This is a genomic window from Pseudomonas atacamensis, assembly GCF_017167965.1.
Classification (GTDB): domain Bacteria; phylum Pseudomonadota; class Gammaproteobacteria; order Pseudomonadales; family Pseudomonadaceae; genus Aquipseudomonas; species Aquipseudomonas atacamensis.
Genome location: NZ_CP070503.1, coordinates 970,873 through 988,585 on the forward strand (window position 1 = coordinate 970,873; position 17,713 = coordinate 988,585).

At 60.0% G+C, this 17,713-nt stretch carries 18 protein-coding genes; 9 read left to right on the forward strand and 9 right to left on the reverse strand.

Annotation, left to right across the window (positions count from 1 at the left end; all coding sequences use genetic code 11):
• Positions 1-5: 5 nt before the first annotated feature.
• From JWU58_RS04510 to JWU58_RS04525, 4 genes are all read right to left on the reverse strand, one after another.
• On the reverse strand, positions 6-860 hold the full coding sequence (locus tag JWU58_RS04510) for a shikimate dehydrogenase (protein ID WP_206421529.1): 855 nt from the start codon (positions 858-860) through the stop codon (positions 6-8).
• 5 nt (positions 861-865) lie between these two features.
• Positions 866-1,306 (reverse strand): type II 3-dehydroquinate dehydratase, encoded by a 441-nt coding sequence (aroQ, locus tag JWU58_RS04515; RefSeq protein ID WP_016773081.1) that lies wholly within the window; start codon positions 1,304-1,306, stop codon positions 866-868.
• Positions 1,307-1,501: 195 nt separating this feature from the next.
• Complete coding sequence (trmA, locus tag JWU58_RS04520; protein WP_024014413.1) at positions 1,502-2,581, reverse strand: tRNA (uridine(54)-C5)-methyltransferase TrmA; 1,080 nt, start codon at positions 2,579-2,581, stop codon at positions 1,502-1,504.
• Positions 2,578-3,873 carry an NCS2 family permease gene (locus JWU58_RS04525; protein WP_016773083.1) on the reverse strand — a complete coding sequence of 432 codons (1,296 nt, stop codon included), beginning with the start codon at positions 3,871-3,873 and terminating at the stop codon, positions 2,578-2,580. The genes trmA and JWU58_RS04525 overlap by 4 nt, the downstream gene beginning before the upstream one ends.
• A 220-nt stretch (positions 3,874-4,093) precedes the next feature.
• Between JWU58_RS04525 and JWU58_RS04530 the strand changes: the two genes are divergently transcribed.
• Both JWU58_RS04530 and JWU58_RS04535 read left to right on the forward strand, forming a co-directional pair.
• On the forward strand, positions 4,094-4,540 hold the full coding sequence (locus tag JWU58_RS04530) for a DUF4879 domain-containing protein (protein ID WP_206422160.1): 447 nt from the start codon (positions 4,094-4,096) through the stop codon (positions 4,538-4,540).
• Positions 4,541-4,607: 67 nt separating this feature from the next.
• Entirely contained in the window at positions 4,608-5,159 is a 552-nt protein-coding gene (locus JWU58_RS04535; protein WP_123443300.1) for a DJ-1 family glyoxalase III, read from the forward strand.
• A gap of 5 nt (positions 5,160-5,164) precedes the next feature.
• Here the strand turns inward: JWU58_RS04535 and JWU58_RS04540 are convergent, their stop codons facing one another.
• Positions 5,165-6,400, reverse strand: coding sequence for an MFS transporter (locus tag JWU58_RS04540; RefSeq protein ID WP_206421530.1), 1,236 nt, complete (start codon positions 6,398-6,400; stop codon positions 5,165-5,167).
• A gap of 470 nt (positions 6,401-6,870) precedes the next feature.
• Between JWU58_RS04540 and JWU58_RS04545 the strand changes: the two genes are divergently transcribed.
• From JWU58_RS04545 to JWU58_RS04555, 3 genes are all read left to right on the forward strand, one after another.
• Positions 6,871-8,316, forward strand: a complete 1,446-nt coding sequence (locus JWU58_RS04545; RefSeq protein ID WP_041477768.1) for a cytochrome ubiquinol oxidase subunit I — start codon at positions 6,871-6,873, stop codon at positions 8,314-8,316.
• 3 nt (positions 8,317-8,319) lie between these two features.
• A complete protein-coding gene (gene cydB / locus JWU58_RS04550; RefSeq protein WP_016773089.1) occupies positions 8,320-9,327 on the forward strand; it encodes a cytochrome d ubiquinol oxidase subunit II in 1,008 nt (335 codons plus the stop codon).
• A gap of 84 nt (positions 9,328-9,411) precedes the next feature.
• Positions 9,412-9,579 (forward strand): DUF2474 domain-containing protein, encoded by a 168-nt coding sequence (locus tag JWU58_RS04555; protein WP_016773090.1) that lies wholly within the window; start codon positions 9,412-9,414, stop codon positions 9,577-9,579.
• 72 nt (positions 9,580-9,651) lie between these two features.
• Here JWU58_RS04555 and JWU58_RS04560 read toward each other — a convergent pair whose 3' ends face one another.
• Positions 9,652-10,776 carry a methyltransferase gene (locus JWU58_RS04560; protein ID WP_206421531.1) on the reverse strand — a complete coding sequence of 375 codons (1,125 nt, stop codon included), beginning with the start codon at positions 10,774-10,776 and terminating at the stop codon, positions 9,652-9,654.
• 174 nt (positions 10,777-10,950) lie between these two features.
• Positions 10,951-11,661, reverse strand: a complete 711-nt coding sequence (locus tag JWU58_RS04565; RefSeq protein WP_206421532.1) for an autoinducer binding domain-containing protein — start codon at positions 11,659-11,661, stop codon at positions 10,951-10,953.
• A gap of 311 nt (positions 11,662-11,972) precedes the next feature.
• On the opposite strand from JWU58_RS04565, the gene JWU58_RS04570 reads away from it, so the two are divergent.
• Positions 11,973-12,749 (forward strand): ferredoxin--NADP reductase, encoded by a 777-nt coding sequence (locus tag JWU58_RS04570; RefSeq protein WP_206421533.1) that lies wholly within the window; start codon positions 11,973-11,975, stop codon positions 12,747-12,749.
• Between the two features lie 45 nt (positions 12,750-12,794).
• On the opposite strand, the gene mscL is transcribed toward JWU58_RS04570, so the two are convergent.
• Positions 12,795-13,208, reverse strand: a complete 414-nt coding sequence (gene mscL, locus JWU58_RS04575; protein ID WP_024014404.1) for a large-conductance mechanosensitive channel protein MscL — start codon at positions 13,206-13,208, stop codon at positions 12,795-12,797.
• A 285-nt stretch (positions 13,209-13,493) separates the two neighbouring features.
• On the opposite strand from mscL, the gene JWU58_RS04580 reads away from it, so the two are divergent.
• The 3 genes from JWU58_RS04580 to radA are packed head-to-tail and all read left to right on the forward strand — an operon-like array spanning position 13,494 to position 17,053.
• Positions 13,494-15,035, forward strand: a complete 1,542-nt coding sequence (locus tag JWU58_RS04580) for a catalase (RefSeq protein ID WP_206421534.1) — start codon at positions 13,494-13,496, stop codon at positions 15,033-15,035.
• Between the two features lie 57 nt (positions 15,036-15,092).
• Positions 15,093-15,638, forward strand: a complete 546-nt coding sequence (locus JWU58_RS04585) for an ankyrin repeat domain-containing protein (RefSeq protein ID WP_123443303.1) — start codon at positions 15,093-15,095, stop codon at positions 15,636-15,638.
• Between the two features lie 47 nt (positions 15,639-15,685).
• Positions 15,686-17,053: a DNA repair protein RadA gene (gene radA, locus JWU58_RS04590; RefSeq protein WP_024014403.1), complete on the forward strand. Its 1,368-nt coding sequence runs from the start codon at positions 15,686-15,688 to the stop codon at positions 17,051-17,053.
• A gap of 184 nt (positions 17,054-17,237) precedes the next feature.
• Here radA and JWU58_RS04595 read toward each other — a convergent pair whose 3' ends face one another.
• Complete coding sequence (locus tag JWU58_RS04595; RefSeq protein WP_071173654.1) at positions 17,238-17,606, reverse strand: PilZ domain-containing protein; 369 nt, start codon at positions 17,604-17,606, stop codon at positions 17,238-17,240.
• Positions 17,607-17,713: the final 107 nt, after the last annotated feature.

Genomic DNA, 17,713 nt, shown 5'->3' on the forward strand with positions numbered 1-17,713 from the left:
GATATTCAGCCATTCATGCTCTGAAAATGCTCGAGCATGCGCTGCGCATCCGGCACCACGCCGCTGAACAGTTCAAACGCCTTCACCGCCTGAAACACCGCCATGTTGCCGCCATCCAGCGTGCGGCAACCCAAGGCGCGGGCGTCGCGCAGCAGTTCGGTTTCCAGCGGGAAATACACAATCTCCGCGACCCACATTGCCTTGCGCAGCAACCCGGCCGGCACCGGTGACCCCGGCAGCTTGGTCATACCCATCGGCGTGGTATTGACCAGGCCATCGGCCTGCGCCAGCGCCCCGGGCAAATCCCGCCCCGCCTGCGCGCGACTGGCGCCAAAATGTTGATTCAGATTGTTTGCCAGGCTCTCGGCACGCTCGCGGTCCACATCAAAAATCGTCAATTGCCGTACGCCTTCGCTGAGCAGCGCGTGGGCCACCGCCGCGCCAGCGCCACCGGCGCCCATCTGGACGACGCGTTCACGGGCAGCGTCTGTCAGACCCCGGCGAAAACCCTCGGCGAAACCGAGGCAATCGGTGTTGTGGCCGACACGCTTGCCGTCCTTCAGCACCACCGTGTTCACCGCGCCGATGCCACGGGCTTCCGGCGACAACTCATCGAGCAGCGGGATGACTGCCTGTTTGCACGGGAAGGTGATGTTCAGCCCGGTGTAATTCATCCGCTCCGCCGCTTGCAGCAAGTCGGGCAGAGCCGTGCTGTCGAGGCGCAATTGATCGAGGTCGATGAGCTGGTACAGATACCGCAGGCCCTGCGCATCACCTTCGTGCTCGTGCAGTGCCGGCGTGCGTGAAGCCTGAATCCCGGCGCCGATCAGCCCGGCGAGTATCACCTTGGAACGCGACATGGTTCTTACCTCTGCAACCGCTGGCTGAAATGCTCCAGCGCCAGGCGATAGCCATGGCTGCCGAACCCGCACATCACCGCCGTGGCAATGCCGGAAACAAATGAATGATGACGAAACGGCTCACGGGCGTGGACGTTGGACAGGTGCACTTCAATCACTGGCAGCTCGCTGGCGACCAAGGCATCGCGAATCGCCACGGACGTGTGCGTCCACGCCGCCGGATTGATCACGATCCCGGCACAACGACCACGCGCGGCGTGAATCCAGTCGAGCAGCTCGCCTTCATGATTGGTCTGGCGAAATTCCACGGTCAGACCGAACTCGTCAGCCGCGCGACCACACAGCGCGGAAATATCCGCCAGGGTTTCATGACCATAAGTCGCCGGCTCGCGGGTGCCGAGCAGGTTCAGGTTCGGGCCGTTAAGCACCAGAACGGTAGGGGACATGGGGTAACTCCACTTCTTGTTTTTGGCATCAGCCGAGAGGTTCCGACCTGTGGAGATAAAATGTACTAGATGGTTACATCGGTCAATTGGACAGAAATGACCTTGGCGTTTTATGTTCGGTGATCGCACAGATCAAAAGATTCCCCACAAAAAAGCCGTCAATCACGACGGCTTTTCCGTATCAGCTACCCGCAATCAACGCCGGGTCAGCAGCACACCGGATTCCATGTGATGGGTCCACGGGAACTGGTCAAACATCGCGCACTTGGTAATGCGGTGGGTGTCATGCAACTGGGCGATGTTAGCCGCCAGGGTGTCCGGGTTGCAGGAAATGTAGAGGATGTTGTCGAAGCGCCGGGTCAGTTCGCAGGTGTCCGGATCCATGCCGGCGCGCGGTGGGTCGACGAAGACGCTGCCGAATTCGTAGCTCTTCAGATCGATGCCGTGCAGGCGACGGAACGGGCGCACTTCGTTGAGCGCTTCGGTCAGCTCCTCGGCGGACAAACGCACCAGCGTGACGTTATCCACAGCGTTTTCGCTGAGATTGCTCAGGGCCGCGTTGACCGAAGTCTTGCTGATCTCGGTGGCGAGCACTTTGCGCACGCGAGTCGCCAGCGGCAGGGTGAAGTTACCGTTGCCGCAGTACAGCTCGAGCAGATCGTCGCTGCGATCGCCCAAGGCTTCGTATGCCCAATTGAGCATCTTCTGGTTCACCGTGCCGTTGGGCTGGGTGAACGCGCCTTCGGGCTGGCGATAGCTGAAGGTGCGACCGCCGACTTCGAGTTTCTCGACGACATAGTCCTGACCGAGCACTTCGCGCTTGCCTTTGGAGCGGCCGATGATGCTCACGCCCAGATCCGCCGACAACTGAGTGGCTGCCGCATGCCAGTGCTCGTCCAGCGGACGGTGATAGCACAGGGTGATCATCGCGTCGCCGGCCAGTGTGGTCAGAAATTCGACCTGGAACAGCTTGTGGCTCAGCGCCGAACTGGCTTGCCACGCGGCCTTCAACTGCGGCATCAACTGGTTGATGCGCAGGCTGGCAATCGGGAATTCTTCGATGAGTATCGGCGTGCGCTTGTCGTCCTGAGAGAACATCGCGTAATGGCGTTCGCCGCCCTCGCGCCACAGGCGGAATTCGGCGCGCAGGCGGAAGTTCTGCAGCGGCGAATCAAAGACCGACGGCTCGGGTGCATCGAACGGCGCCAGCAGATCACGCAAGCGCGTGACCTTGGCTTCGAGTTGTTCGGCGTAGGCTTGGGAATCGAAACTCATGCGTTGAACCAACCCAGCTTGATCACAAACAGAATCGACAGAATCACCAGTGCCGGGTTCAGCTCTCGGGCACGGCCGGACAGCAGCTTGATGGCGGTCCAGGCGATGAAGCCGAAGGCGATGCCGTTGGCGATCGAATAGGTGAACGGCATCGCCAGTGCGGTGACCACAACCGGCGCCGCCACGGTGATGTCGTCCCAGTCTATTTCCGCCAGGCCCGAAGTCATCAATACGGCGACGAACAGCAGCGCTGGCGCGGTGGCGAAGGCCGGAACGCTGGCCGCCAGTGGCGAGAAGAACAGCGCCAGCAGAAACAGGATCGCCACGACGATGGCGGTCAGGCCCGTGCGGCCACCGGCACTGACGCCGGCAGCGGATTCGATGTAACTGGTGGTGGTCGAAGTACCCAGCAGCGAGCCGGCCATGGCCGCCGTACTGTCGGCGATCAGCGCACGGCCCATTTTCGGCATGTGGCCGTCCTTGCCCATCAGGCCGGCGCGCTTGGCGACGCCGATCAGGGTCCCGGAGTTGTCGAACAGGTCGACGAACAGGAAGGCGAAAATCACGCTGACCAGACCGATGTCCAGTGCGCCTTTGATGTCCAGTTGCAGGAAGGTCGGCGCCAGCGACGGCGGCATCGACATGATGCCGCCGAACTCGGTGACGTTCAGTACGATCGAGGCGATGGTTACGGCGAGAATGCCGATCAGCACCGCGCCGCGCACTTTCAGTGCTTCGAGGGCGACGATCACGGCAAAGCCGACGGTGGCCAGAATCGGCGCCGGTTTGGTCAGATCGCCGAGGCCGACCATGGTCGCCGGGTTGCTGACCACGATACCGGCGTTGTGCAGGGCGATCAGCGCCAGGAACAGGCCGATACCCGCGGCGATCGCTGAGCGCAGTGGCAGCGGAATGGCGTTGATGATCCATTCGCGGATGCGGAAGATCGACAGCAGGAAAAACAGCACGGCGGAAATGAACACCGCACCCAGCGCCACCTGCCAGGTGTGGCCCATGTGCAGCACCACGGTGTAGGTAAAGAAGGCGTTCAGGCCCATGCCCGGAGCGAGGGCGATCGGGTAGTTGGCGATCAGGCCCATCACGGTCGAGCCGATGGCGGCCGCCAGACAGGTGGCGACGAAGATCGCGCCCTTGTCCATGCCGGTCTCGCCGAGGATGCTCGGGTTGACGAACAGAATGTAAGCCATGGCCAGGAAAGTCGTGACGCCCGCAAGAATTTCGGTGCGCACGTTGGTGTTGTGTGCCTTGAGTTGAAACAGCCTTTCCAGCATGTCTGCTCCCCGTGGCGCGCGTGGCGCCGTGAATGTATCGACCTCAACAGCAAAGCACAGACCGTCGCAAGCGCCTGGGAAATTGTCGTGGGCCGGAAAAAGCCGCGCATCATACCAGCCGCGTGAGGAATTTGGCGGATGTTGGTGTCGATCGTCGGCGAAGTTTTGCGCAGCCGACAACTGCGCCATACTGCGCGCTGATTTTTTGGAGTGGGCAGGCATGCGCAACGGCGGGATCAGGATTTTCGGATGGATTGCAGCACTACTGGTGACAGCTCCGGCGTTCGCGGCATCGGCGCCGCCGCTCACCGAGGTGAAGGTGATCAAAGTGCAATCGCCATCCTGCGGTCTGGAAGATATTGCCGATAACCAGCCGCAAACCCAATGCAATCACAGCGGGCCGAATATCAAGGTCTATGTGCTGGAAGTCGGCTATGGCCAGAACCAGCCACACGTGACTTTGGATGGCTTCGAGGTCAACGGCACCCGAGGTCCGGTGTGCGCCTTCGATAATGGCAATCTCACGGAATGCACCCCTGGCAGCAAAACCGTCGGTTCTCTTTATACCTTCGATCTGGCCGGCAAACAGCAAGGCACCTTCAACTTCAGCAACACCTCGATCAACGCTCCGCGCAACACGCTTTCGACTCAGCTTTACATCAAGTAACGGCTGTCTGCGAACAAGGTGGGACAAAGCTGACTACGCTTGACTGACTACCCAGCGGAAAGCGCCCATGACTTCCAGAGCCCTGATTGCCCTCGCCGAAGGCATCGACGATTTGCAAAGCGTGACCCTGATCGACGTGCTGCGCCGCGCCGGCATCGAAGTGGTTGCCGCCAGCATCGAAGGCCGGCGCATGCTGACCTGCGCACGCGGCACCCGGCTGACTGCCGACGGCATGCTGGTCGATGTACTGGCACAGACTTTTGACCTCATTGCCCTGCCGGGCGGTGCCGTCGGTTCCCTGCATCTGGCGGCGCATCAGCCCTTGCAGCAGTTGCTCAAGGACCAAGCCAGCGCCGGCCGCCTGTTCGCCGCCATCGGCGAAGCCCCAGCCACCGCCCTCCAGGCATCAGGCGTGTTGCGCCAGCGACGCATGACCTGCCTGCCCGGCGCCAGCCATCAGTTGTCCGGCTGTACGTTTGTTGATCAACCGGTGGTGGTCGACGGCAACTGCATCACCGCCCAAGGCTCGGGCGCGGCACTGGAGTTTGCCTTGACCCTGGTTGAGCAGCTTGGCGGCAAGGCGTTGCGGGCGAGGGTGGCGGGGGAGTTGATGGCCTGAAAGATTCAGACCTTCTCTTCCACCGGCACATGCATCCGGTCCCGATTCGCCAACGTCGGAAACAGTTTGATCCACGTCCCCGTCACCACCAGGGTGCCGATCCCGCCCATGACCACCGCCGGCACGGTGCCGAACCAGTGGGCAGTGAGGCCGGATTCGAATTCGCCCAACTGGTTCGAAGCGCCGATGAACAGCCCGTTGACCGCGCTGACCCGGCCGCGCATTTCGTCAGGAGTTTCCAGCTGTACGAACGAGGCACGGATGACCATGCTGATCATGTCTGCTGCGCCGAGCACCACCAGCACCGCCAGCGAGAACCAGAACGAGGTCGACAGACCGAAAGCGATGGTCGCGACGCCAAAGATGCCGACGGCGGTGAACATCACTCGGCCCACGTTGCGTTCGACGGCATATCGCGCGAGAAACAGCGACATCAGCAGGGCACCCACCGCTGGTGCCGAACGCAGCAAGCCCAGACCCCACGGGCCGGTCAGCAGAATGTCCTTGGCGAACACCGGCAGCAACGCCGTGGCGCCGCCGAGCAACACGGCGAACAAGTCCAGGGATATCGCGCCGAGGATGTCCGGGCGGCTGCGGATGAAGCGAATCCCCGCCAGCAGCGAGTCCAGCGTGGCTTTACCTTTATTCAATGGCGTCTGGCGTGCCGGCAGGTTGAGCATCAGCGAACAGGCGATCACATACAGCAGCACGGTCGGGCCGTAGACCCAGACGCTGCCGAATGCATAGAGCAAACCGCCGAGGGCCGGGGCGACGATAGTGGCCGACTGCTGCGCCGATTGCGCGGCGGCAACTGCGCGGGGGAAAAGCGCACTGGGGACGATGCTCGGCAGCAGCGCCTGAGTCGTCGGCATCTCGAACGAACGGGCGGCGCCGAGCAGGAAGGCGAGGATGAAAATCATCTCGCGGGTGACGTGATCGGTGGCGCTGCCGATAGCCAGCGCCAAGGCAATCAATGCCTGCAACGACTGGCAAAGCGCGGCGACCTTGCGCCGATCGTAGCGATCAGCGACATGCCCGGTGTGCAGCATGAACAGCACCCGTGGGGCGAATTCGACCAGCCCGACCAGGCCCAGATCCAGCACGTTGCCGGTCAGTTGATACAGGTTCCAGCCAATTGCCACGGTAAGCATCTGGAACCCGCTGGCGGTAAAGATCCGCGCCAGCCAGAAAGCCATGAACGGACGATGGTGACGTAACAGCAGGGGCTCTTGTGTGGGCATCTGAAGGCAGGTCTTGGACGAGTGAAGGGCGAGATTATCACCAGTCTGTAACAGGAAGTTGCTACGAGAAACAATTCAGTTAGCCAGACATCGATCTTTCATGCTGACAATCAGCCCTGTGGTGAGGGGTTTTATCCCCGTTGGGTCGCGCAGCGGCCCCAAAATCTCGAAACGACGACTGCTGCGCAGCCGGACGGGGATAAATCCCCTCGCCACAGGGGAGTGAGGCAACTTGTCACGCGGCAAACCACCACGCAGTTCATTGGCAAAAATGGGACTACTCTTTCAACGTTGCTTGATCCAGATCAAGACCCCGACCGGAACTGATCTGGCGGCCATTTGGCCAGACTCCCTGCGTTGCGATGGTTGCAAAAAAAGAACGAATCCGAATTCGCCGCACTCCATATCCGTGGGGGCAGTGGTGCAGGCCTCCGGGCCAGCTACCCGTATTACCTGACAGAGGAAGCCATATGTTCGGTTTAGAGGCTCTCGATCTCGCCCGAATTCAGTTCGCGTTTACCATCTCGTTCCACATTCTGTTCCCGGCCATCACCATCGGCCTGGCGAGTTACCTGGCAGTGCTCGAAGGTTTGTGGCTGAAGACCCGCAACGACACCTACCGCGATCTCTACCATTTCTGGTCGAAGATTTTTGCCGTCAACTTCGGCATGGGCGTGGTTTCCGGGCTGGTCATGGCCTATCAGTTCGGCACCAACTGGAGTCGGTTCTCCGACTTCGCCGGCGCCGTCACCGGGCCGTTGCTGACCTATGAAGTACTTACGGCGTTCTTCCTTGAGGCCGGTTTCCTTGGCGTGATGCTGTTTGGCTGGAACAAGGTCGGGCGCGGCCTGCACTTCTTCTCGACGGTGATGGTGGCGATCGGCACGCTGATTTCGACCTTCTGGATTCTCGCCTCCAACAGTTGGATGCAGACCCCGCAAGGCTTTGAAATCGTCAACGGTCAGGTGATCCCCACCGACTGGCTGGCAATCATCTTCAACCCGTCATTCCCTTACCGGCTGATGCACATGGCCACGGCGGCGTTCGTCGCGACGGCGTTCTTCGTCGGTTCGTCAGCGGCCTGGCACCTGCTGCGCGGCAGAGACAACCCGGCGATCCGCACCATGCTGTCGATGGCCATGTGGATGGCGTTGATCGTCGCGCCGATACAGGCTGTGATCGGCGACTTCCACGGCCTCAATACGCTCAAGCACCAGCCGGCAAAAATCGCGGCGATCGAAGGCCACTGGGAAAACCATGGCGACGAGGCGACGCCGCTGATCCTGTTCGGCTGGCCGGACATGAAAGAGGAACGCACCAAGTTCGCCGTAGAGATTCCATACCTCGGCAGCCTGATCCTCACCCACTCGCTGGATAAACAAGTGCCGGCGCTGAAGGAATTTCCACCGGAAGACCGGCCGAATTCGACCATCGTGTTCTGGTCGTTCCGGATCATGGTCGGCCTCGGTTTCCTGATGATCTTCACCGGGTTGTGGAGCCTGTGGCTGCGCAAACGTGACTCGCTGTATACCTCGCGGCCGTTCCTGCATCTGGCGTTGTGGATGGGGCCGTCCGGTCTGATCGCGATTCTCGCCGGCTGGTTCACCACGGAAATCGGCCGTCAGCCATGGGTGGTCTACGGTTTGATGCGCACTGCCGATGCTTCGTCGAACCACAGCTTCATGCAGATGAGCATCACCCTGATCATGTTCGTCGTGGTCTATTTCGCCCTGTTCGGCGCCGGTCTCGGCTACATGATGCGCCTGGTGCGCAAAGGGCCGAAGATCAGCGAAGGCAGCGCAACGCCGGACGGTGGTCCAGGCAAGAAACGCACCCCGGCGCGTCCGTTGTCCGCAGCCGACGATCCGGCCGAGGGCGAGCACGAAGACAACACTCGCTTGACCAAGGAGATTTGACTCATGGGTATTGATCTTCCGCTGATCTGGGCCGTGATCATCATCTTCGGCATCATGATGTACGTGGTCATGGACGGCTTCGACCTGGGCATCGGCATTCTCTTCCCGTTCGTACCCGGCAAGACCGATCGCGACGTGATGATGAACACCGTCGCCCCGGTCTGGGACGGCAACGAAACCTGGCTGGTGCTGGGTGGCGCGGCGTTGTTCGGCGCTTTCCCGCTGGCCTATTCGGTGGTGTTGTCGGCGCTGTACCTGCCGCTGATCTTCATGCTCATGGGCCTGATTTTCCGCGGCGTGGCTTTCGAATTCCGCTTCAAGGCCAAGGATGAAAAACGTCATCTGTGGGACAAGGCATTCATCGGTGGTTCGATCGCGGCAACGTTCTTTCAGGGCGTGGCGCTGGGAGCGTTCATCGATGGTCTGCCGGTGGTCAATCGCCAGTTCGCCGGTGGTTCACTGGACTGGCTGACGCCGTTTACGCTGTTCTGCGGCGCGGCGCTGGTGGTGGCCTATGCCTTGCTCGGCTGTACTTGGCTGATCATGAAAACCGAAGGCAAGTTGCAGGAGCAGATGCATGATCTGGCGCGACCGCTGGCATTCGTGCTGCTGGCAGTCATCGGCATCGTCAGCCTGTGGACGCCTCTGTCACATCCGGAAATCGCCTCGCGCTGGTTCAGCATGCCGAATCTGTTCTGGTTCATGCCGGTGCCGATTCTGGTGCTCGTCACCTTGTACGGCCTGATTCGCGCGGTGGCGCGTAATGCCAACTACACGCCGTTCCTGCTGACGCTGGTGCTGATTTTCCTCGGCTACAGCGGTCTGGGCATCAGCCTGTGGCCGAACATCGTGCCGCCGTCGATATCGATCTGGGACGCCGCCGCGCCGCCGCAAAGTCAGGGCTTCATGCTGGTCGGCACGTTGTTCATCATTCCGTTCATCCTGGGGTATACCTTCTGGAGCTACTACGTGTTCCGCGGCAAGGTCACCCACGAAGACGGTTACCACTAATCCCATGCTGGGCTTGCCCTGTGGGAGCGAGCCTGCTCGCGAAGGCGTCCGCAGTGACGCCTTGGCTTAACGGAGATCGATGCAATGACCGGCAAACATTCCCTGCACGACATTGAAGAAGCCGAAAAAAAGCCACTGTGGCAGCGGCTCGGCTGGTTGGCCCTGATCTGGGTTGGCAGTGTCGGCGTGTTGTTCATCGCCGCCAGCCTGATGCGCATGTTCATGAATGCCGCAGGTTTGACCACCCACTGAAACATCCCGTCCCGGCGCCTTCGGGTATGGATTTGCAACCCTCCTCACGGAGGGTTTTTTTACGCCGCAGTTTTATTTGCGCGCCTTGAGGATGACGAATTTCGGCGTCGCCGCCACTTGCTCGACACCACGAAACAGGCGCGCCAGTTTGCTGTGATAGCCCAGATGCCGGTTGCCGACAATGTACAGCGCACCGCCGACCACCAGTGCCTCGCGCGCCTGTTGGAACATGCGCCAGGCGAGGAAATCGCCAACCACCTGCTGCTGATGGAACGGTGGGTTGCACAGCACCACGTCCAGCGACTGCGGCGCCTGCCCGGCCAGACCATCGCCAGCGCGCACGCTGACTTCGCGATCGGCCAATGCCGCGCGCCAGTTCTCGGCAGCCGATTGCACCGCCATGAACGATTCGTCGACCAGCGTGTAATGTGCATCCGGGTTCTGCAAGGCGCTGGCGATTGCCAGAACACCGTTGCCGCAACCGAGGTCGGCGACTCGCGCGTGGCCAAGGTTTTTCGGTAGATGCGGCAGAAACGCGCGAGTGCCGATGTCGAGGCCTTCGCGGCAGAACACATTGGCGTGGTTAAGCAATTCGATCGCCGGTTCGTCGAGGCGATAGCGAGTGGGGTAGGGCGATGTGGCGGGCGCTTTGCTTTCAGGCGTGGCGATCAGCAGTCGGGCTTTCTTCACGGCCAGCGACGCCTGCACCGGGCCAATGTAGCGCTCCAGCAAGTCGCCGGCAGCGCGCGGCAGATGCTTGACCATGGCGGCGGCGATCACTTGCGCGCCGGGAGCGAGTTGTCCTTGCAGGCGGATCAGCTGTTCTTCCAACAGCGCCAGCGTCTTGGGAACGCGGATCAGCACCCGATCAAACGGCCCGACCAAGGGCTCACTGGCCGGAATCGGACGAATCGCGTCGAACGCCTGACCATTGCGCAGCAAATTCTTTTCCAGCCCGACGAAACCCAGGAACGAGTCGCCGCTGCTGCTTACCTCGACCTTGTCCAACAGACTGATCGCCAAGGCGCCAAAGCTGTCATTGAGCACCAGCACGCGGGTGCTGCTCGCAGGTTGTTCGCTGGCGAGATGATTGAGCAGGTATTCGTCCGCCGCATCGAAGGCTTGCAGCGGTTCATTCTGCTGTTCAGGCTGGCGGATCAGGTCGAGCTGGGCGAAAGGCGTTTCGAGCAAGGGCATGGGGCGGGGACTCAGGATATTCGGCAGATATCCCGTTGCCGGCAGATGGTGCGACGGGATCCGACCAAGTGGACTGCGATGCAAGCAGGTTGCGTCATCACTTGGAAAGGCCTGAATGGTACGTTTTTTTGCGCCTAAATACTCGCAGGATTACCGTGCGATAACGCTCAGCTGTCAGATGATGCCGGCACGAGCGGCGGCGATCACTGCGGAAATCTTGTTGCAGACGTTGAATTTTTCGATGACGTTTTGCACATGATAGTTAACGGTGCGTTCGCTCAGGCTGAGGATTCTCGAAATATCGTGAGCGGTTTTGCCCATGGCGGACAATTTCATGATCTCCAGCTCCCGGGACGATAGCCTCGGCTTGCTGGGTTTGGCTGGTGTGGGAACGGTGCGGGCGTACAGGTCACTGAAGTGTCGGTTGGCAAAAAACAGATAACCGTAATGTTCATACAGTTCGAGCGGGCTGATCGGGCAGTGGGTGCGCGCCAGGCTGATGATGCTGCACAAACCGCTGGTGTCGTCATGAAAGGCCTGCGACCAGCCATGCTGCAGTCCATTTTTCTTCAACGCCTGCCACAATTCTGGCGCATCGGTGAACACTCTTTCTTCCCAGACGATCGGCAATACCGAATGATTGCAATGCGCTATTACCGGATCAATATTGCGGAAGTTCTCTTTGTTGTACTGGATGTTCCATTCTTTCGGATAGTTATTGATTTGCAAGGCATTCAAATGGACATCCCGATGGGGGGAGGTGACCGCTATCGCACAATAGTTAAAGCCCAGATTCTCGGCAAATCTCAGCAGTATCGGGTATGCCACCTCAATGCCTTTGGCAAATGTCAGTTGTTTCAATTGTGATTCCTTCCACGTTTCCATGAACTTTGCCTCCATCCTGATATAGGGGCGCCAAATGGATCCAAAAAATCCGGCACGAATCGAAGTGTAGGATCTTTCCTGCGAAACGCCTTACATTTTTTCGAGATTGAAACTTTGATGTTTTTTATAAAGTGTTCTTAGCAATACAGGCTGTTATATTTTAATTGGCATCTTAAAGTTATTGCTCTAGATCCAGCATTGCCAACAAATCGAATGTCTAGCGCTGATCCCGTCAATACCATTACCAATCACGAGTGTTTGGCAGCGCGATTTTGCGGGACACTGTGGGCAATCGTTTCAAGGAGTGCCTCATGACTGCCAGTGCCGAGAAGTACACCACCCAGACCTTGCTCGATGTGCAACCGTTGACGCCGAACCTGTTCACGCTGCGCACCAGCCGTGATCCCGGCTTTCGCTTTCGTGCCGGCCAGTTCGCCCGGCTGGGCGTGACCAAGGCCGATGGCAGCACGGTCTGGCGCGCCTATTCGATGGTGTCGTCGCCGTTCGATGAGTTTCTCGAGTTCTTTTCCATCGTCGTGCCGGGCGGCGAATTCACCAGTGAGCTGAGCCGGCTACAGGTCGGCGATAGCCTGATGGTCGAGCGCCAGGCGTTCGGCTATTTGACGCTGGATCGTTTTGTCAACGGCCGAGACCTGTGGTTATTGTCGACCGGCACCGGGGTGGCGCCGTTTCTGTCGATCCTGCAGGACTTCGAGGTCTGGGAGAAATTCGAGCGAATCATTCTGGTTTACAGCGTGCGGGAGGCGCGGGAACTGGCTTATCAGGAGTTGATCGGCGGGTTGGCGCAACGTGGCTATCTGAGCGAATACGCCCACAAGCTGCAATTCATCCCCACTGTGACCCGCGAAGCGCATCCAGGCGCGTTGCAGGGCCGGATTACCACGTTGATCGAAAACGGCGAACTGGAGCGAGCGGCAGGGGTTGAACTCTCGCCAGAGCATTCGCGAGTGATGCTGTGTGGCAATCCGCAGATGATCGACGACACACGCGCCTTGCTGAAACAGCGCGACATGCGCCTGAGCCTGACGCGCAAGCCGGGGCAGGTTGCGGTGGAGAATTACTGGTAACGAAAACGGCACCCGCGGGTGCCGTTTTGATGTGTAGCGAATGCCTCAGGGCCGCTCGTTCTGCGCCTTGAGCAGGTCGCGGATTTCGCCCAGCAGTTGCTCTTCCTTGCTCGGGATCGGCGGCGCGGTCGGGGCTACGGCTTCTTCGCGCTTGAGGCGGTTGATGGCTTTGACGCCCATGAAGATCGCGAATGCGACGATCACGAAATCCAGCACCGTCTGCAGGAATTTGCCGTAAGCCAGCACCACGGCGGGCGCATCGCCCTGGGCGGCTTTGAGCGTGACAGCCAGATCGCTGAAGTCCACCCCACCGATCAACAGGCCAATCGGCGGCATGATCACGTCGCCGACAAACGACGAAACGATCTTGCCGAACGCCGCGCCGATGATGATACCGACGGCCATGTCGACCACATTGCCTTTGACCGCGAAGGCCTTGAACTCGCTAAGCACGCCCATAGTTATTTCCTTGTTACAGATGAGTTTGGTGTAGGCAGTGTAAATCAGCGAAACGCCTCCTGCGCGAAACACCTTCTTACAATGCCCGTTTTTATCGACACATCAATTGACGATTAGTTTGCAAAATGCCAGCAATCGCGCGCGGAATACGCGCTAACCCGCTGACGGGAAAGCCAATTTCTTCAATCATGGCGTTACGTTCTTTCTATTTATGTTCCTCGGCGGGGGCCTCTAGCCTTGCTGTGGCGCACCTGGATGCGCTCAATAAAACCAGAGGAACCTGATATGACTTCCGCTCTTGGACTGGGGGCTTTTCCCCATCGCCGCATTCTCGGCGTTCTCACCGCCAGCCTGCTGACCTTCTCGGTCAACGCCGCTCCGCTGACCCGCGATAACGGCGCTGCTGTCGGTGACAATCAGAACTCGCAAACCGCCGGCGCCACCGGCCCGGTGCTGCTGCAGGACGTGCAACTGATCCAGAAGCTGCAGCGCTTCGATCGTGAACGCATCCCCGAGCGCGTGGTACACGCACGCGGCACCGGCGCTCACGGCACCTTCACCGTGACCGATGACCTCAGCGACCTGAGCAAGGCCAAAGTGTTCGCCGCAGGCCAGAGCACGCCGGTATTCGTGCGTTTCTCGGCGGTGGTGCATGGCAACCATTCTCCTGAAACCCTGCGTGACCCGCGGGGTTTCGCCACCAAGTTCTACACCGCTGACGGTAATTGGGATCTGGTCGGCAACAATTTCCCGACCTTCTTCATCCGCGATGCGATCAAATTCCCGGATATGGTCCACGCCTTCAAGCCCGATCCACGCACCAACCTCGACGACGATTCGCGCCGGTTCGATTTCTTTTCCCACGTGCCGGAAGCCACCCGCACACTGACCGAGTTGTATTCCAACTACGGCACTCCGGCCAGTTATCGGGAAATGGATGGCAATGGTGTTCATGCCTATAAGCTGATCAATGCCAGGAATGAAGTTCACTACGTTAAGTTTCACTGGAAGAGTCTTCAAGGCATCAAGAACCTTACGCCAAAACAAGTTGGCGAAGTTCAAGGTCAGGATTACAGTCATATGACCAATGACTTGGTGAATAACATCAACAAAGGCAACTTTCCGAAGTGGGACTTGTACGTGCAAATTCTCAAGCCACAGGATTTGTCCAAGTTTGATTTCGATCCGCTTGATGCAACCAAGATCTGGCCGGGTATTGCCGAGCGCAAAGTTGGACAAATGGTCTTGAACCGTAATCCGGCCAATGTCTTCCAGGAAACTGAACAAGTTGCCATGGCACCGGCCAACGTAGTTCCGGGTATCGAACCTTCGGAAGATCGTTTATTGCAGGGCCGAGTGTTCTCTTACGCCGATACGCAGATGTATCGCCTCGGCGCCAACGCTTTGCAATTGCCAATCAACGCACCGAAAACCGCAGTGAACAATGGCAATCAGGATGGCGCGATGAATTTTGGCGCCAGCCAGTCCGGCGTCAACTACCAGCCAAGCCGCCTGCAACCGCGTGAAGAAACGCCAGCGGCGCGTTACAGCCAGTCGGCGCTGGCGGGCAGCACGCAGCAGGCGAAGGTTCAGCGTGAGCAGAACTTCAAGCAGGCCGGTGATCTGTATCGCTCGTACAGCAAGCAGGAACGCCGCGACCTGATCGACAGCTTCGGCGGCTCGCTGGCCACCACCGATGACGAGAGCAAGCACATCATCCTGTCCTTCCTGTACAAGGCCGACCCTGAGTACGGCAGCGGTGTAACCGAAGTGGCCAAGGGCGATCTCAGCCGTGTGAAAGCACTGGCGGCCAAACTGACCGACTGATAGCGATGCGGCGTACGCGAGGGCTGTCCCGCCTCGCGTGCGCTCAAGGAGAGCCCGATGCGTATTTTTCTTTTATGCCTGGCCGGGTGCCTGTCGTTCACCGCGTGGGCGGCACCGGTCGAGCAAAGCCCCGAGGCAATCAAGGCGCAGTTGCAGGATTACTACTTCGACGCCGCCCGCCGTGGTGACGTGCCGATGCTCGAGACCTTTATCGAGTCCGGCTATTCCCTCGATACCCGCGACAGCAAGGGTTACACCGCGCTGATTCTGGCCGCCTACCACGGTCAGGCGCCGGCGGTTGAGCGACTGTTGGCAGCGGGCGCGGACGCCTGTGCTCAGGATCAACGCGGCAACACGGCGCTGATGGGCGCGATATTCAAAGGCGAGTTGCAGATCGCCCGGCGCCTGATGGCCACCCATTGCAGCCCCGACCAACGTAACGGCGCCGGGCAGACTGCGGCGATGTACGCCGGGCTGTTCAAGCGTCTGGAACTGCTTGATGCGTTGAAAGCCAAGGGCGCCGACCTCAATGCCGAGGATCCGCTGGGCAACAGTGCCGCGCGTCTGGCCAGCGGCGAAATCCGTACCGCTGCGCCGCGCTGATCGGCGATGGCTGCGTTATCATCGCGTCTTTTGTTCCGGGGGTTCTGATGGCCAAGGCCAAGCGCATGTACGGCTGCACCGAGTGCGGCGCAACCTTTCCCAAGTGGGCCGGGCAGTGCGGCGAGTGCGGTGCCTGGAACACCCTGACCGAAACCATGATCGAAAGCGGCGGCGCCACGGCTCCCACCGGGCGCACCGGTTGGGCTGGCCAGCAGGCGCAGATCAAGACGCTCGCGGAAGTCAGCATCGAAGAGATTCCACGTTTTTCCACCGCGTCCGGTGAGCTCGACCGCGTGCTCGGCGGTGGTCTGGTCGATGGCTCGGTGGTGCTGATCGGCGGTGATCCGGGGATCGGTAAATCGACAATCCTGCTCCAGACCCTGTGCAATCTGGCCAAGAGCATGCCAGCGCTGTACGTCACCGGTGAGGAATCCCAGCAGCAGGTAGCGATGCGCGCTCGCCGTCTCGGCCTGCCGCAGGATCAACTGCGGGTGATGACCGAAACCTGCATCGAAACCATCATCGCCACCGCCCGCCAGGAAAAGCCCAAGGTGATGGTGATCGACTCGATCCAGACCATCTTCACCGAACAACTGCAATCGGCGCCGGGCGGCGTATCCCAGGTGCGCGAGAGCGCGGCGTTGCTGGTGCGTTACGCCAAACAGAGCGGCACGGCGATCTTCCTCGTCGGCCACGTCACTAAAGAAGGTGCGCTGGCCGGGCCGCGTGTTCTGGAACACATGGTCGACACGGTGCTGTATTTCGAAGGTGAATCCGATGGTCGACTGCGTCTGCTGCGGGCGGTGAAAAACCGTTTCGGCGCGGTCAACGAGTTGGGCGTGTTCGGCATGACCGACAAGGGCCTGAAAGAAGTCTCCAACCCATCGGCGATTTTTCTTACCCGTGCTCAGGAAGAAGTCCCGGGCAGTGTGGTCATGGCGACGTGGGAAGGCACCCGGCCGATGCTGGTCGAAGTGCAGGCGCTGGTCGATGACAGCCATCTGGCCAACCCGCGTCGGGTGACGCTGGGGCTGGATCAGAACCGATTGGCGATGTTGCTCGCGGTGCTGCACCGCCACGGCGGGATTCCGACCCACGATCAGGACGTGTTCCTCAACGTGGTGGGTGGCGTGAAGGTGCTGGAGACGGCGTCGGATCTGGCGTTGATGGCGGCGGTGATGTCGAGTTTGCGCAACCGGCCGCTGCCCCATGACCTGCTGGTGTTCGGCGAAGTCGGCCTGTCTGGCGAGGTGCGCCCGGTGCCGAGCGGGCAGGAGCGGCTTAAGGAAGCGGCCAAGCACGGCTTCAAACGCGCGATCGTGCCCAAGGGTAACGCACCGAAGGAATCGCCTCCCGGCTTGCAGATCATCGCCGTGAGCCGCCTTGAACAGGCCCTTGACGCACTGTTTGAGTGAACGCCGAACCTCTGTGGTGAGGGGATTTATCCCCGTTGGGGCGCGTAGCGGCCCTGAAAAAACGGGTCTGCTGCGCAGCCCAACGGGGATAAATCCCCTCGCCACATAAATCCCCTCACCCCATAAATCCCCTCACCACATAGATCCCCCTCACCACAGGGCATTCCAAATCGGATTGGGGGGCCTAGATTTCGATCAGGGCACCCAGTTCGCGCTCCAGCTCGGCCTCATCCGCCAGATTCAGTTCGATCAAGCGGCGCAGGCGCTGGATCGATTCCAGGCTGATGTGGCGGCAGATGAACCCCAAGTGGCCGTTTTCTTCGTGGGCCAGATGCACGTCCATCTCGATATCGACGTCTTCGCTCAGATGAATGTCGACGAAGAAGTCCTGCTCTTTATCCCCGAGCCACGGCTCCGGTCGCTCGATCAGCAGGCCCTTGAGCGACAGGTCGATCAACTTGACCGGCCAGATGTACTCGCCCTGTTTCAGCTCGGTTCTGGCATCGAACGCAATACGTTTGAAACGACGTCGATTGGCGGGGTGCTCGCTCATGGCGCAATCCTCATGAAGGTTCGCTGACTATAGACCGCGAATGCGGGCGCCAGCCAATCGCTCAAGCGTCTAGACCTATGTCGGGGTATGGCCTTTGGCGCCGTAAG